The organism is Streptomyces sp. NBC_00341, assembly GCF_041435055.1.
Taxonomy (GTDB): Bacteria; Actinomycetota; Actinomycetes; order Streptomycetales; family Streptomycetaceae; genus Streptomyces.
This window is the reverse complement of the sequence record NZ_CP108002.1, coordinates 3,717,841-3,731,417: the sequence shown is the minus strand read 5'-3', so window position 1 is coordinate 3,731,417 and position 13,577 is coordinate 3,717,841. Positions and strand designations below refer to the sequence as shown.

Sequence of the window (13,577 nt, the reverse complement as noted above, 5' to 3'; positions counted from 1 at the left end):
CCGTCCCGGGTCGGCCGGTGGGCGGGCCCGGGACGGCCGGTGGCCGTTCTGTCCTCAAACGCCGGACGGGCTTGTTGTGGCTGCCGCGGTCCGGGATGCGGCAGGGCTCGCTGACCATGGGTAAGCCGACCGGGTGGAGTTCTCCCATCCGGGGTTTCGGTATGCCCTTTTTGAGATGATTTCAGGATCGATCTCATGTTCGGTCGCCGTCGGGGTCTGGATCCGCAAAGAATTGTGTGCTATTTCGAGGAACCCCCGTGTTGCTTCGTCCATCTAAGCCTTTGGCAGTTTGTATGGACTTAAGGCAAAACGACCGCAGATGGGAACCGCATGCGTGACATCAGCCGAAGGGGTTTGCTCGGAGCCGGACTTGGGGCCGCGGCCGCCATCGGGGTGGCGGGCTGCAGTTCGTCCGACTCCGCCGACACCGGCCGGGCGGGTCCGGGCAAGGGTGAGAAGGGTGCCGACGGGACCGCCAAGGGGACCGGGCCCGCGAAGAAGGACGTGAGGTCCATCGGGGACGGTTCCACCGCCGACACCGGAAAGCAGCCGCACCAGCCGGCCGCGCCGGTCCCGCTGGAGCCGGGCCAGAAGCCGCCGCAGTTCGTGATCTTCTCCTGGGACGGTGCCGGCGAGGTCGGCAACGGGCTCTTCCCGCGCTTTCTGAAACTCGCCAAGGAACACGACGCGGCGATGACCTTCTTCCTCTCCGGGCTGTATCTGCTGCCCGAATCGAAGAAATCGCTCTACCGCCCGCCCAACAACCCCGTCGGCGCCTCCGACATCGGTTATCTCACCGACGAACACCTCAAGGCGACGCTGACGAACGTCCGCCAGGCCTGGTACGACGGCCACGAGATCGGCACCCATTTCAACGGGCATTTCTGCAGCGGCTCCGGCTCCGTCGAGAACTGGTCCGCCTCCCAGTGGCAGAGCGAAATCGACCAGGCGATCTCCTTCGTCACCGAATGGCGCACCAACACCGGCTGGACCGACGAGGATCCACTGCCGTTCGACTACCGCAAGGAACTCATCGGAGGCCGCGCCCCCTGTCTGCTCGGACAGGAGAATCTGCTTCCCACGGCGAAGAAGCTCGGCTGGCGCTACGACGCCAGTTCGCCGGGCGGCACCCAGGTCTGGCCCACGAAGCGCATGGACGTCTGGGACCTGCCGCTCCAGGGCATGCCGTTCCCCGGCCACACCTTCGAGGTCCTCTCGATGGACTACAACATCCTGGCCAACCAGTCGCAGAATTCGACCAAGGGAATGCCGTCCCGGTATCCGGGCTGGCGCGAACAGGCCACCCAGTCGTATCTCAGCGGCTTCAAGCGCGCGTACGAGACGAACCGCGCCCCGTTCTACATCGGAAACCACTTCGAGGAGTGGAACGGCGGCATCTACATGGACGCCGTGGAGGAGACCCTCAAGCACATCGCGGGGAAGCCGGATGTGCGCCTCGTCTCATTCCGGCAGTTCGTCGACTGGCTCGATGTCCAGGACCCGGCGGTGCTCGCGAAGCTCCGCACGCTTGAGGTCGGACAGACGCCGGAGGGCGGCTGGAACACCTTCTTTAAACAAGCCTGACAACGGGCTTTACGGGCACCGAGGGGGGTGCCCAAGATCCCCGGAACCGCCATGCGAAACTTTTCACATGAGCCATGGCCGCGCACCCCGACGCCGCTTCACCCTGCTCGCCGCCCCCGCGGTGGCCGCCGCGCTCGCACTGACGCTGAGCGCGTGCGATTCCGGCAACAAGTCCAGTGGCGGTGGCGACACGAACTTCGTCACGGGCAACAGCGGAATCTCCACCGCGGCCAAGGGTGAGCGCGCCGATGCCCCGAAGCTCGACGGCAAGAGCCTGGACGGCAAGCAGCTCGACCTCGCGGACTACAAGGGCAAGATCGTCGTCCTCAACGCCTGGGGCTCGTGGTGCGCCCCCTGCCGGCTCGAATCGAAGTACTTCACCAAGGTGGCCGAGGCGACCAAGGAGCAGGGCGTCCAGTTCGTCGGGGTCAACACCCGCGACCCGGAGCGGGCCCAGGCCATCAGCTTCGAGAAGGACTTCGGCGTCACCTACCCGAGCTTCTACGACCCGACCGGCAAGCTCCTGCTGCGGTTCCCCAAGGGCACCTTCAAGCTCCAGTCCATCCCGTCGACCGTCATCATCGACCGGGACGGGAAGCTGGCCGCCCGCTACGTCGGCCCGCTCGACGACACCCAGCTGCGCAAGATGCTCGACCCGCTGATCGCGGAGAAGTGATCAGGTGATCGCCCTCGCCGCCGCCACACAGAACGGGACGGTCATGAGCGGAGCCCTTCTGGTCTCCCTGCCCATCGCCCTGCTCGGCGGGCTCGTCTCCTTCTTCTCCCCGTGCGTGCTGCCGCTCGTCCCCGGTTACCTCAGTTACGTCACCGGGGTCAGCGGCGCCGATCTGGCCGAGGCCAGACGGGGGCGGATGGTCGCGGGCGCCTCGCTCTTCGTCGTCGGCTTCACCGCCGTGTTCGTCTCCGGCGGCGCGCTCTTCGGCTACTTCGGCGACACGCTCCAGGCGAACAGCGGCCCGCTCACCAAGGTCCTCGGCGTCCTGATGATCCTCATGGGGGTCTTCTTCATGGGCCTGATGCCGTGGATGACCCAGCGTGAGTTCCGCATCCACAAGAAGCCGGTGACCGGCCTGGTGGGCGCACCGCTGCTCGGCGCGCTCTTCGGGATCGGCTGGACGCCCTGCCTCGGCCCGACGCTCAGCTCGGTGAGCATCCTCGCGATGAACGAGGGCACCGCCGGGCGCGGGGCCATACTGACCGTCGCCTACTGCCTCGGCCTCGGCATCCCGTTCGTGCTCGCCGCCGTCGCCTTCCGCAAGGCACTCGGCGCGTTCGGCTGGGTCAAGCGGCACTACGTCTGGGTGATGCGCATCGGCGGCGGGATGATGATCGTGACCGGGCTGCTCCTGCTGACCGGAGTGTGGGGCAACATGATGCAGGAACTGCAGGGCTGGTCCGCCGGCTTCCAGGTGGGGATCTGAGTACCGAATGAGCAACACCAAGTCCAACCCGTCCCAGGAGCGCGAGCGCCCCGACGAGCGGGAGGTGCGCGCGGAGCAGGACCGGGAGACCGCCCGTGAGCTCGGCGCCGCCGGCTCCCAGCTCTCCACCGCCCCGCGCGAGGAGACCCTGGCGAACCTCCCCGCCATGGGGATCATCGGCTGGGTCCGCTGGTTCTGGCGGCAGCTGACCTCCATGCGGGTCGCCCTGATCCTGCTCTTCCTGCTGTCGCTCGGCGCCATCCCCGGCTCGCTGATCCCGCAGAACAGCGTCGACGAACTCAAGGTGCAGACCTTCAAGGGCCTCCACACCACCGTCACGCCGATCTACGAGAAGCTCCAGTTCTTCGACGTCTACAGCTCGGTGTGGTTCTCCGCGATCTACATCCTGCTGTTCATCTCGCTCATCGGCTGCATCGTGCCGCGCACCGGCACCTTCATCGGCCAGCTGCGCAGCCGCGCACCCGGCGCGCCCAAGCGGCTGACCAGGCTGCCCGCGTACACCACCTGGCGCACCGAGGCCGAACCGGAGGACGTCCGCGAGGCCGCGCGCGTGATGCTGCGCAAGCGCCGCTACCGGGCCCATGTCGACGGGGACGCGGTCGCCGCAGAGAAGGGCTATCTGCGCGAGGCCGGGAACCTGATGTTCCACATCGCGCTCATCGTGATGCTGGTGGCCTTCGCCTGGGGGCAGCTCTTCAAGTCCGAGGGCGCCAAGCTGGTCGTCGAGGGCGACGGGTTCTCCAACACGATCACCCAGTACGACGACTTCAAGTCCGGCTCCCTCTTCGACGAGGACTCGCTGGCCCCCTTCAGCTTCACCCTCGACAACTTCATCGGCACGTACGAGCGCAGCGGCCCGCAGATCGGCACCCCCCGGACGTACGAGGCGCACGTGACGTACGCCGACGGCGCCTACGGCAAGCCGAAGAAGTCCGTGATCAAGGTCAACGACCCGCTCGTCGTCGACGGTACGAAGGTCTATCTCAACGCCCACGGCTACGCGCCCGTCGTCTCCGTCAGGGACGGCCGGGGAAAGCAGGTCTACAAGGCCGCCGTGCCGCTGCTGCCCCTCGACAACAACGTCACCTCGTCCGGTGCGATCAAGGTGATGGACGGCTACCGCGACAAGAGCGGCAAGAAGGACCAGCTGGGCTTCCAGGCCTTCTTCGTGCCGACCTTCGCGGGCAACGGCAAGGGCACGATGTTCTCGCAGTTCCCGGCCGCCGACATGCCGGTGCTCGCGCTCAACGGCTACCACGGCTCCCTCGGCGTCGACTCGGGCCTGGCGCAGAACGTGTACCAGCTCGACAAGTCCAAGATGAAGGAGTTCAAGGACTCCAAGGGCAAGCAGCTCAAGCAGCGCCTCCTGGTGGGCGAGACGATGAAGCTGCCCGACGGGGCCGGCTCCATCAAGTTCGAGGGCATCCAGGAGTGGGCCAGCTTCCAGATCTCGGAGCAGCCCGCCAGCGGCTGGGCGCTCGTCGGGGCCATCGGCGCGATCGCCGGTCTGGCCGGCTCGCTGTTCATCCAGCGGCGCCGGATCTGGGTCCGTGCCGTGCGCGGCGCCGACGGCGTCACCGTCGTCGAGATGGCGGGGCTCGGCCGCAGCGAGTCCGCGAAGCTTCCAGAGGAGCTGGCCGATCTCGCGGTCACGCTCAACGCCGCGGCGCCCATGGCGCCCGGCCCCGACAACGACCCCGACACCGATCCGGACCCCGACGTCGTCGACGCGTCCTCCGCAGAACCTTCCGAAGGGGCTGAGAAGTGAATCTCGCCGCCGCAACCAACGAGAATCTGGCACACACCAGCAATGTGCTGATCTATTCGTCGATGGCTGTCTACACGCTGGCCTTCTTCGCGCACATCGCGGAGTGGGTGTTCGGCAGCCGCAGCAAGGTGGGCCGCACCGCCGCCGCGCTGACCGCGCAGGAGGCCGCCGCCGCGACGGTGAAGGTCGAGGTCGCGCAGAAGTCCGGCGGTACCGCCGTACTGGAACGGCCGAAGATCGTCACCCGTTCCGCAGCCGGGTCCCGCGACGTCCCGGACGGCCCCGGCGCGGCCGGCGGCACGTTCAAGGGCGATCTGTACGGGCGGATCGCGGTCTCCCTGACCGTGCTGGCGTTCCTCGTCCAGGCCGGCGGGGTCGTCGCCCGCGCGATGTCCGTGCAGCGCGCCCCCTGGGGCAACATGTACGAGTTCTCCATCACGTTCTCCGTGGTGGTGGTGGCCGCGTACCTGGTGCTGCTCGCGCTGAAGAAGAACGTCCGCTGGATGGGGCTGCTGCTGGTCACGGCCGTGCTGCTGGACCTCGGCATCGCGACCACCCTGCTGTACACCTCCAGCGACCAGTTGGTGCCCGCGCTGCACTCGTACTGGCTGTGGATCCACGTCTCCACCGCGATCATCTGCGGTGCGGTGTTCTTCATCGGCGGGGCCGGCACGCTGATGTACCTCTTCCGCGACAGCTACGAGAGCAAGATCGCCAACGGTGGCCGGCCGGGCGCGTTCGCCGAGTCCGTGCTCTCCCGGCTGCCCGCCGCGTCGAGCCTCGACAAGTTCTCGTACCGGATCAACGCGGCCGTCTTCCCGCTGTGGACGTTCACGATCATCGCGGGCGCGATCTGGGCGGGCGACGCCTGGGGCCGCTACTGGGGCTGGGACCCCAAGGAGGTCTGGTCCTTCATCACCTGGGTCGCGTACGCCTGCTACCTGCACGCCCGCGCCACCGCCGGCTGGAAGGGCCGCAAGGCCGCCTACCTGGCGCTGATCGCCTTCGCCTGCTGGATCTTCAACTACTACGGCGTGAACATCTTCGTGACCGGCAAGCACTCCTACGCCGGAGTCTGACCGCCGGGCACACGGCGACGGCCCGCACCCCTTTCCGCTGGGGGTGCGGGCCGTCGCCTTTTCGCTCCTCAGGGCATCGGAGTGTCCAGGACCGCCTTGCGGTGGCTGAACGTCTCCAGTGAGTAGCGGCCGTGGTAGCTGCCCATGCCGCTCTCGCCGACGCCGCCGAACGGCAGGTCCGAGACGGTCAGGTGGGCGAGCGGCAGCCCGATGCCGACGGCGCCGGAGGACGTCTCGGCGACCAGCCGTTCGCGTACGGTGTCCGATTCGGTGAACGCGTACAGGGCCAGCGGCTTGTCCCGGTCGTTGATGAACGCGATGGCCTCGTCGAGGCCGTCCACCGTGACGATCGGCAGCACCGGGCCGAAGATCTCCTCCCGCATCACGGGCGCGTCCGGTGCCACGTCGGCCAGCACGGTCGGGGCGATGTACTTGGCGTCCCGGTCGTAGGTGCCGCCGGTCACCGTGCGGCCCGAGCCGAGCAGGCCCGTCAGCCGGTCGAAGTGGCGCCGGTTCACGATCCGGCCGTACTCGGGGTGCGTGGAGGCGTCCGCCCCGTAGAGCTCCTCGACGGCGGCGGCGAGCGCGTCCGCGAGGGCGGGGGCGGTCTCCGGGCCGGTCAGTACGTAGTCGGGGGCGACGCAGGTCTGGCCCGCGTTGAGGAACTTGCCGGCCGCCAGCCGTCCCGCGACCGCCTTCAGGTCCGTGTCCCGGTCGACGAAGACGGGCGACTTGCCGCCCAGTTCGAGGGTCACGGGCGTCAGGTGCTTGGCCGCCGCCGCCATCACGATCCGGCCCACCGTGCCGTTGCCGGTGTAGAAGACGTGGTCGAAGCGCTCGCTGAGCAGCGCGGTGGTCTCGGGGATGGCGCCCTCGACGACGGCGACCGCGTCCTCGTCCAGATAGCGCGGCAGCAGCCGGGCCACGGCGGCGGAGGTCGCGGGCGCCAGTTCGCTCGGCTTGGCCACCACGGTGTTTCCGGCGGCCAGCGCGCCGACGAGCGGGGCGAGCAGCAGCTGCACCGGGTAGTTCCAGGGCGCGATGACCAGGACGACGCCGAGCGGGTCCTGCACGGTGCGGGCCGTCGCCCCGCCCAGCCGGGCCGGTACGGGGGCGAGCTCCGGCCGCAGCCACTCGGCCAGGTGCTCCAGGGTGTGGTCGATCTCGCGGACCGTGAAGTCGATCTCGGTGCGGTAGGCCTCCTTGCGGCTCTTGCCGAGGTCGGCGTGGAGCGCGTCGGCCAGTTCGTCACCGCGTTCGGTGAGCAGCGCGCGCAGCTGCCGGAGCTGGCCGGTGCGCCAGTCGAGGCTCTTGGTGCGGCCGGTGCGGAAGGTGGTGCGGAGACGGTCGACGGTCTCGGCGGGGGTCTCGGTGGGGGCGAGCGCGGCGACGATCTCCCGGGCGAGCTGCTCGGAGGAGGCCGGGTTCTGGCCGGTGTGCAGGGTGCGGTCGGTGACGGTGTGGGGCGCGAAGGCGGTGGCGGCGGTGTAGTCGGCGCCCAGCTGGACGAGCCGGTCCTCCAGCAGCCAGGGTGCCTTGTCGGCGAGCCCGCCGATGGATTCCTCGGCGTTGCTGAACCCGGTCATGCGGTAGCCGGCGAAGGGCCAGGAGCCGTCCTCGCGGCGGGCGGCGAGGAGTGCCGCCGGTGCGTGGCAGAGCACGCCGAGGTGGGTACCGGCGTCGAGGGCGGTGGTCAGCAGCCGCCCGGAGAGCTCGCTGACGGCCAGGTCCTCCATGGGCCCGTGGCCGCCGGGGTAGAAGACGGCGTCGTACCGGTCGGGGCGGATGTCCTCCAGCCGGGCCGGGGCGCGCAGCTCGGGGCCGATCGCGTCGAGGTACGCGGCGACGGCGTCGGCCTGCTGCTGCCCGCCGTTGGCGGCGGCGGTCAGGCTGCCCGCGTCGACGGTGGGGGTGACGCCGCCGGGGGTGGCGAGGGTGACGGCGTATCCGGCCTCGGTGAAGACCCGGTGGGGCGCGGCCAGCTCCTCGGCCCAGAACCCGGTGGGGTGGGTGGTGCCGTCGTTGAGGGTCCAGTGGTCGGCGCCGGTGATAACGAACAGTACGGAGGGCATGGGGGGTACTCCCTGCAAAGCTGGCGAGCGGGTCTGGCTCAGAACTTGATATGCTCAAGCAATCCGTTTCATGTAACTGCCAAATATTGAGCATGTCAAATAAATGCCGGCGGATGCCGATCGAAGAATGGCCGACCATGACCACCGAACCGACGCCCCGCGCCGACACTGCTCCGGACGATCGAGCCGCCCCGGCCCCGGAAGACCTCCTGGAGCCGCTGGCCCTCGTCGTGCGCGGCCACCACGACGACCTCACCGCCGTCGCCGCCCGCCACGGACTGTCCACCTCGCAGGCCCGCGCGCTGATCGCGCTCAACGAGCCCATGCCGATGAGCGCCCTGGCGGCTCATCTCGTCTGTGACGCGTCCAACGCCACCGGCCTCATCGGCCGCATGGAGACCCGGGGCCTGGTCGTCCGCGCCCCCGCCCCCGGCGACCGGCGCTCCAAGGTCGCGAGCCGCACCCCGGAGGGCACCCGGCTCGCCCACGCCATCCGCGCCGAGATGCGCGCCGTGCACGGCGCGCTCGAAGCGCTCACACCGCAGGAGCGCACAGCGCTGCTGCCCCTGCTCAACCGGCTGGGGCAGCTGCTGTACGCCTGATGATCCCGGAGCGCGTTACGGAGCGGGCGGCGCCGACTCCTCCGGGCCCGCCCCGCTCTCCCGCCGCTTGAGCTCGTCCTCGCGGCGGCGCAGGTCCGCCTCCCAGTCCTTGAGGACCGACTCGTCCTTCTCGTTCTCGTCCTTCAGGGACTTCAGGAAGTCGGGATTGTCGTCCGGCGCCACCCACCGGGAACGCCCGTTGCGGTGCCACTCGGAGGGCGTACGGCCGTCGGCCGGCACCTCGCGCACCTTGCCCGCGGCCAGCCACACGATCGGGCCGACGATCCAGAACAACAGGATGATGAAGACCCAGGCGATCTTCGGCAGGTGCTTGGCCTCGTCCTCCGGGGTGTTCAGGCAGTCGATGAACGCGAAGATCGTCAGCGCCAGCGGCAGGAGATAGATCAGGGCCCGGAGCATGGTGGAAGTTTCCCCCCGAGGAGAGTTGGCGGGGCAAAGCCCCGCCCCGGTGACGGGCCCAGGGTAACGGGTGGCCGATACTGGACAGCATGGCTTACGACGATCTTCGATCCCTCCTCCGGGCTCTGGAGCGCGAGGGCGAGCTCAAGCGCATCAAGGCCGAGGTCGACCCCTACCTGGAGGTCGGTGAGATCGTCGACCGGGTGAACAAGGCCGGCGGGCCCGCGCTGCTCTTCGAGAACGTCAAGGGCTCCTCGATGCCCCTGGCCATGAACGTGTTCGGCACCGACAAGCGGCTCCTGAAGGCCCTCGGGCTGAAGTCCTACTCCGATATCAGCGACAAGATCGGCGGACTGCTCAAGCCGGAGCTGCCGCACGGCTTCGTCGGGGTCCGGGAGGCCTTCGGCAAGCTCGGGACGATGGTCCACGTACCGCCGAAGAAGGTGAAGGCGGAGAACGCCCCCGTCCAGGAGGTCGTCCTCACCGGCGACGACGTGGACCTCGACCGGCTGCCCGCGCTGTTCACCTGGCCCAAGGACGGCGGCTCGTTCTTCAACCTCGGGCTCACCCACACCAAGCACCCCGAGACCGGCGTGCGGAACCTGGGGCTCTACCGGCTCCAGCGCCATGACCGCCGCACCATCGGGATGCACTGGCAGATCCACAAGGACAGCCGCAACCACTACCAGGTCGCCGCCAGGCGCGGGGAGCGGCTGCCGGTCGCCATCGCGTTCGGGGCGCCGCCCGCGGTGACGTACGCCTCCACCGCCCCGCTGCCCGGGGACATCGACGAGTACCTGTTCGCCGGGTTCATCCAGGGCAAGCGCATCGAGATGGTCGACTGCAAGACCGTCCCGCTCCAGGTGCCGGCCAACGCAGAGGTCGTCATCGAGGGCTGGCTGGAGCCCGGCGAGACGCTGCCCGAGGGGCCGTTCGGTGACCACACCGGCTTCTACACGCCGCAGGAACCGTTCCCCGCGCTGACCATCGACTGCGTGACCATGCGGAAGCGCCCGCTGCTCCAGTCGATCGTGGTGGGCCGGCCGCCGACCGAGGACGGTCCGCTGGGCCGGGCCACCGAGCGGTTCTTCCTGCCACTGCTCAAGATCATCGTGCCGGACATCGTGGACTACCACCTGCCCGAGTCCGGCGGGTTCCACAACTGTGCGATCGTCTCGATCGACAAGAAGTACCCGAAACACGCCCAGAAGGTGATGAGCGCCATCTGGGGCGCGCACATGATGTCGCTGACCAAGCTGATCGTCGTGGTGGACTCCGACTGCGACGTCCACGATCTGCACGAGGTGTCCTGGCGGGCGCTCGGCAACACCGACTACGCGCGGGACCTGACCGTGGCCGAGGGGCCCGTCGACCATCTCGACCACGCCTCCTACCAGCAGTTCTGGGGCGGCAAGGCCGGGATCGACGCGACGAAGAAGTGGCCCGAGGAGGGCTACACCCGGGACGGGGGCTGGCCCGACATGGTCGAGTCCGACCCGCAGACGGCGGCGAAGGTCGACCGCCGGTGGAAGGAGTACGGACTGTGAGCGCCTCCGCCGCTGCCGTGCCGCAGCCCCGCAGCAAGCCCCGCGCGTTCCTGCGGCTCGTCATGATCGAGCACTCCGTCTTCGCGCTGCCCTTCGCCTACATCGCCGCCCTCACCGCGATGTTCCACGACGACGAGTCGATCCACTGGGTCACCCTGCTGCTCGTCACCGTCGCCATGGTCGGGCTGCGCACCTTCGCGATGGCCGCGAACCGGATCATCGACCGCGAGATCGACGCCCGCAACCCCCGCACCGCCGGCCGTGAGCTGGTGACCGGGGCGGTCTCCGTGCGCTCCGCGTGGACGGGGGCGCTCATCGCCGTCGTCGTCTTCCTCGGTGCGGCGGCGCTGCTCAACCCGCTCTGCCTGGCGCTGGCGCCGCTCGCGGTGATCCCGATGGTCGTCTACCCGTACGGGAAGCGGTTCACGAACTACCCGCACGCGATCCTGGGCATCGCCCAGGCCATGGGGCCGGTCGGCGCCTGGCTCGCGGTGACCGGGAGCTGGTCGTGGGACGCGGTCATCCTGGGTCTCGCCGTCGGCATCTGGATCGGCGGCTTCGACCTGATCTTCGCCTGCCAGGACGTGCAGGCGGACCGGGCCCACGGGGTGTTCTCGGTCCCGGCCCGGTTCGGCGTGCCGGCCGCGCTGTGGGGCGCGCGGGTCTGCCACGTGGTGACGACCGGGCTGCTGGTCTGGTTCGGGCTGGCCACCGAGGCGGGGCTCTTCTACTGGATCGGCATGGTGATCGTCGCCGTCGCCTTCGTGTACGAGCACCGGGTGGTGCGGCCGCACGATCTGTCGCGGCTGAACCGGGCGTTCTTCTCGGTGAACGGGTTCATCGGAATCGCCCTGTTCGCGTGTGCCCTGCTGGATCTGCTGGTGCGGGGCCTGACGGTCTGAGCGGCCGGGCGCCCCGGCGCAGGACGACTGCGGCGAGCGCGCCGCCGATCAGGCCGAAGAGGTGGCCCTGCCAGCTGACGCCCGGATCGGTCGGCAGGACGCCCTGGAGCAGCGAGCCGTACACCGCGGCGACGATCACGCCGATGACCACGTCCAGCGGGCGGCGGTCCACGAAGCCGCGGACCAGCAGGTAGCCGAAGAGGCCGAAGACCACGCCCGACGCGCCGAGCGTGACCGTGTGCGCCGGGGCGGTGAGCCAGACGCCGAGGCCGCCGACCAGGATCACGGTGAGCACCACGCCGGCGAAGCGGCGCAGACCGCTCAGCGCGGCGATGAAGCCGAGGACCAGCAGCGGGACGCTGTTCGAGGCGACGTGCGCCCAGCCGCTGTGCAGGAAGGCGGCGGGCACGATGTCGAGCAGTTCGCCCGGCTCGCGCGGGCTGATCCCGTGACCGTCCAGGCTGTGGCCGGTCGCGAGGTCGATGGCCTCCAGCACCCAGAGCAGCCCGACCCAGCCCAGCATGACCGCGCCCGCCACGAGGGCACGGGCTCCGGTCGTCGTGCGCACGCCGTTCATGGAACGCCCCCCTTCACACGTCGCGACGTATTCACACCTCGCAACGCACGGAGCCCCTGGCTCGGTTCCGGGTGGCGTGTGCCGGATAGGCTCGGTTCTGTGGATTCCGGGATTTCAGTGAGTCAGCAGCAGCGACAGCCTTGGATTGTCGGGGTTTCGGGCGCTTCGGGCACACCATTCGCCGCCGCGGTGCTGCGTGGTCTGCTGGCCGCGGGGGAGAGCGTCGATCTGGTGGTGAGCCGGGCGTCGCGCCTCACCCTGCTGGACGAGACCGGGATCGCGTTCCGCGACGCGCACTGGCAGGAGGACCTGCGCGGCTGGCTGGCGCGGGGTGCGGACGGCAAGCCGCACACCTTCGACGTGGACGTGTCCGGCGTACGGCACTGGCCGGCCGGTGATCTGGCGGCCGGGCCGTCCTCGGGGTCCTACCCGGCGAAGGGGATGCTGATCGTCCCGGCCTCGACGGCGTGCGTGGCCGGGGTGGCGCTCGGGCTCTCGAAGGACCTGCTGCAACGGGCCGCGAGCGTGACGCTCAAGGAGCGGCGGAAGCTGGTCGTCGCGGTGCGCGAGACCCCGCTCAGCGGGCAGACGCTCAAGGCCCTGGTGGCCCTGGACGAGGCGGGCGCGGTCGTGCTGCCCGCCTCTCCGGCGTTCTACGCGGGTGCGACACACATCCAGGATCTGGTGGATTTCGTCGCGGGGCGGGTGCTGGACGCGGCAGGGGTGCCGCACCAGCTGTACCGCCGCTGGGAGGGAGAGCTCGGTGGAGGCTCCCGTGGCTGATCCGGGCGGGGTCAGCGCTTCTTGGGCGCGCGCGGGGTGCGGGTCCGGTCGACCCGGTGGGCGGCGGCGGGCTGATGGGCACGCGAGCGGTTGGCCAGGTCCTGCAGCTCGCGCATCCGGGCGTAGGCCATCTCGATCGTGTACACGGTGTTTTCACTCCTGAAGATTCGAAAGCATTTTTTGGATGTTCGGGAAGATTTGCAGGCTCCGGAGCCTGCATGCCTTAGATTCTACACATAGACTCGCGATACTGCTGATTAATGGAAGGTTCCAGTCACATGGACGCGGTGGACAGGCAGCTCATCCAGGCCCTCAGGGAGAACGGCAGGGCCTCGTACGCCGAGCTGGGCCGACTCGTCGGGCTCTCCGGCCCCAGCGTCACCGACCGCATCAACCGGCTGGAGTCCGCCGGAGTGATCACCGGCTACCGTGCCACCGTCGACGCGGCCTCGCTCGGGCTCGGCGTCACGGCCCTGATCGGCATCTCGCTCTCCGACGCCGCGGACCACGAGGACGTCGCGCACCGGCTGAAGGACCTCGCCGAGATCGAGGACGCCTGGTTCATCGCGGGGGACGACTCCTACATGCTCAAGGTGCGCGTCGGTGACGTGGACGGCCTGGAGAAGACCATCCGCCGGCTCAGCGGCACCCGGGGCGTCTCGCGCACCCGCACCACGATCGTGCTGTCCACCAAGTGGGAGAACCGGGTCGGCGAGCTGCCCGAAGAGGGCTGACGGGGGGTCCGCCGGGCGCGCCCGGCGGGGGAGTACCGTGAGCGAA

Annotated in this window: 14 protein-coding genes and 1 pseudogene; 10 read left to right on the top strand and 5 right to left on the bottom strand. The window is 69.4% G+C overall.

Translation table 11 applies throughout. The features are described from left to right. The first annotated feature begins 330 nt into the window (after positions 1–330). From OG892_RS16710 to ccsB, 5 genes are all read left to right on the top strand, one after another. The gene (locus OG892_RS16710; protein WP_371629580.1) at positions 331–1,584 is read left to right on the top strand and encodes a hypothetical protein; all 1,254 of its coding nucleotides are present in this window, start codon (positions 331–333) and stop codon (positions 1,582–1,584) included. 67 nt (positions 1,585–1,651) lie between these two features. Next, positions 1,652–2,260 carry a TlpA disulfide reductase family protein gene (locus OG892_RS16705; RefSeq protein WP_073737174.1) on the top strand — a complete coding sequence of 203 codons (609 nt, stop codon included), beginning with the start codon at positions 1,652–1,654 and terminating at the stop codon, positions 2,258–2,260. Between the two features lie 43 nt (positions 2,261–2,303). Continuing rightward, complete coding sequence (locus OG892_RS16700) at positions 2,304–3,026, top strand: cytochrome c biogenesis CcdA family protein (RefSeq protein ID WP_073737320.1); 723 nt, start codon at positions 2,304–2,306, stop codon at positions 3,024–3,026. 7 nt (positions 3,027–3,033) lie between these two features. Beyond that, positions 3,034–4,815 carry a cytochrome c biogenesis protein ResB gene (locus OG892_RS16695; protein ID WP_073737175.1) on the top strand — a complete coding sequence of 594 codons (1,782 nt, stop codon included), beginning with the start codon at positions 3,034–3,036 and terminating at the stop codon, positions 4,813–4,815. After that, a complete protein-coding gene (ccsB, locus tag OG892_RS16690; protein ID WP_073737176.1) occupies positions 4,812–5,894 on the top strand; it encodes a c-type cytochrome biogenesis protein CcsB in 1,083 nt (360 codons plus the stop codon). Before OG892_RS16695 ends, ccsB begins: the two co-directional genes overlap by 4 nt. Before the next feature lie 68 nt (positions 5,895–5,962). Here the strand turns inward: ccsB and OG892_RS16685 are convergent, their stop codons facing one another. Next, complete coding sequence (locus OG892_RS16685; RefSeq protein ID WP_371631643.1) at positions 5,963–7,288, bottom strand: aldehyde dehydrogenase family protein; 1,326 nt, start codon at positions 7,286–7,288, stop codon at positions 5,963–5,965. Then, positions 7,274–7,966: pseudogene (locus OG892_RS16680) on the bottom strand (type 1 glutamine amidotransferase domain-containing protein); the annotation flags it as partial. The pseudogene OG892_RS16680 and the gene OG892_RS16685, both read right to left, overlap by 15 nt. Positions 7,967–8,103: 137 nt before the next feature. Here OG892_RS16680 and OG892_RS16675 point away from each other — a divergent pair. Further along, complete coding sequence (locus OG892_RS16675) at positions 8,104–8,568, top strand: MarR family winged helix-turn-helix transcriptional regulator (RefSeq protein WP_073737322.1); 465 nt, start codon at positions 8,104–8,106, stop codon at positions 8,566–8,568. Positions 8,569–8,583: 15 nt separating this feature from the next. Here the strand turns inward: OG892_RS16675 and OG892_RS16670 are convergent, their stop codons facing one another. Next, on the bottom strand, positions 8,584–8,988 hold the full coding sequence (locus OG892_RS16670) for a PLD nuclease N-terminal domain-containing protein (protein WP_073737177.1): 405 nt from the start codon (positions 8,986–8,988) through the stop codon (positions 8,584–8,586). 89 nt (positions 8,989–9,077) lie between these two features. Here OG892_RS16670 and OG892_RS16665 point away from each other — a divergent pair, with 89 nt between their 5' ends. Both OG892_RS16665 and mqnP read left to right on the top strand, forming a co-directional pair. Next, positions 9,078–10,535 (top strand): menaquinone biosynthesis decarboxylase, encoded by a 1,458-nt coding sequence (locus OG892_RS16665; protein WP_371629579.1) that lies wholly within the window; start codon positions 9,078–9,080, stop codon positions 10,533–10,535. 62 nt (positions 10,536–10,597) lie between these two features. Continuing rightward, positions 10,598–11,437 carry a menaquinone biosynthesis prenyltransferase MqnP gene (gene mqnP / locus OG892_RS16660; RefSeq protein ID WP_242436796.1) on the top strand — a complete coding sequence of 280 codons (840 nt, stop codon included), beginning with the start codon at positions 10,598–10,600 and terminating at the stop codon, positions 11,435–11,437. On the opposite strand, the gene OG892_RS16655 is transcribed toward mqnP, so the two are convergent. After that, positions 11,373–12,014 (bottom strand): rhomboid family intramembrane serine protease, encoded by a 642-nt coding sequence (locus OG892_RS16655; protein WP_328866633.1) that lies wholly within the window; start codon positions 12,012–12,014, stop codon positions 11,373–11,375. The two genes, mqnP and OG892_RS16655, sit on opposite strands and share 65 nt — an antisense overlap. 117 nt (positions 12,015–12,131) lie before the next feature. On the opposite strand from OG892_RS16655, the gene OG892_RS16650 reads away from it, so the two are divergent. Then, positions 12,132–12,797, top strand: coding sequence for a UbiX family flavin prenyltransferase (locus OG892_RS16650; RefSeq protein WP_073737181.1), 666 nt, complete (start codon positions 12,132–12,134; stop codon positions 12,795–12,797). 11 nt (positions 12,798–12,808) lie between these two features. Here OG892_RS16650 and OG892_RS16645 read toward each other — a convergent pair whose 3' ends face one another. Then, complete coding sequence (locus OG892_RS16645) at positions 12,809–12,943, bottom strand: hypothetical protein (RefSeq protein ID WP_260255715.1); 135 nt, start codon at positions 12,941–12,943, stop codon at positions 12,809–12,811. Positions 12,944–13,075: 132 nt separating this feature from the next. On the opposite strand from OG892_RS16645, the gene OG892_RS16640 reads away from it, so the two are divergent. Continuing rightward, entirely contained in the window at positions 13,076–13,531 is a 456-nt protein-coding gene (locus OG892_RS16640; protein WP_073737182.1) for an Lrp/AsnC family transcriptional regulator, read from the top strand. Positions 13,532–13,577: the final 46 nt, after the last annotated feature.

Bases quoted from the DNA above. Each gene is read 5' to 3' on its own strand.
- OG892_RS16710 (WP_371629580.1), top strand. From the start codon at position 331: ATGCGTGACATCAGCCGAAGGGGTTTGCTCGGAGCCGGACTTGGGGCC.
- OG892_RS16705 (WP_073737174.1), top strand. From the start codon at position 1,652: ATGAGCCATGGCCGCGCACCCCGACGCCGCTTCACCCTGCTCGCCGCC.
- OG892_RS16700 (WP_073737320.1), top strand. From the start codon at position 2,304: ATGAGCGGAGCCCTTCTGGTCTCCCTGCCCATCGCCCTGCTCGGCGGG.
- OG892_RS16695 (WP_073737175.1), top strand. From the start codon at position 3,034: ATGAGCAACACCAAGTCCAACCCGTCCCAGGAGCGCGAGCGCCCCGAC.
- OG892_RS16675 (WP_073737322.1), top strand. From the start codon at position 8,104: ATGACCACCGAACCGACGCCCCGCGCCGACACTGCTCCGGACGATCGA.
- OG892_RS16670 (WP_073737177.1), bottom strand. From the start codon at position 8,988: ATGCTCCGGGCCCTGATCTATCTCCTGCCGCTGGCGCTGACGATCTTC.
- OG892_RS16665 (WP_371629579.1), top strand. From the start codon at position 9,078: ATGGCTTACGACGATCTTCGATCCCTCCTCCGGGCTCTGGAGCGCGAG.
- mqnP (WP_242436796.1), top strand. From the start codon at position 10,598: ATGATCGAGCACTCCGTCTTCGCGCTGCCCTTCGCCTACATCGCCGCC.
- OG892_RS16655 (WP_328866633.1), bottom strand. From the start codon at position 12,014: ATGAACGGCGTGCGCACGACGACCGGAGCCCGTGCCCTCGTGGCGGGC.
- OG892_RS16640 (WP_073737182.1), top strand. From the start codon at position 13,076: ATGGACGCGGTGGACAGGCAGCTCATCCAGGCCCTCAGGGAGAACGGC.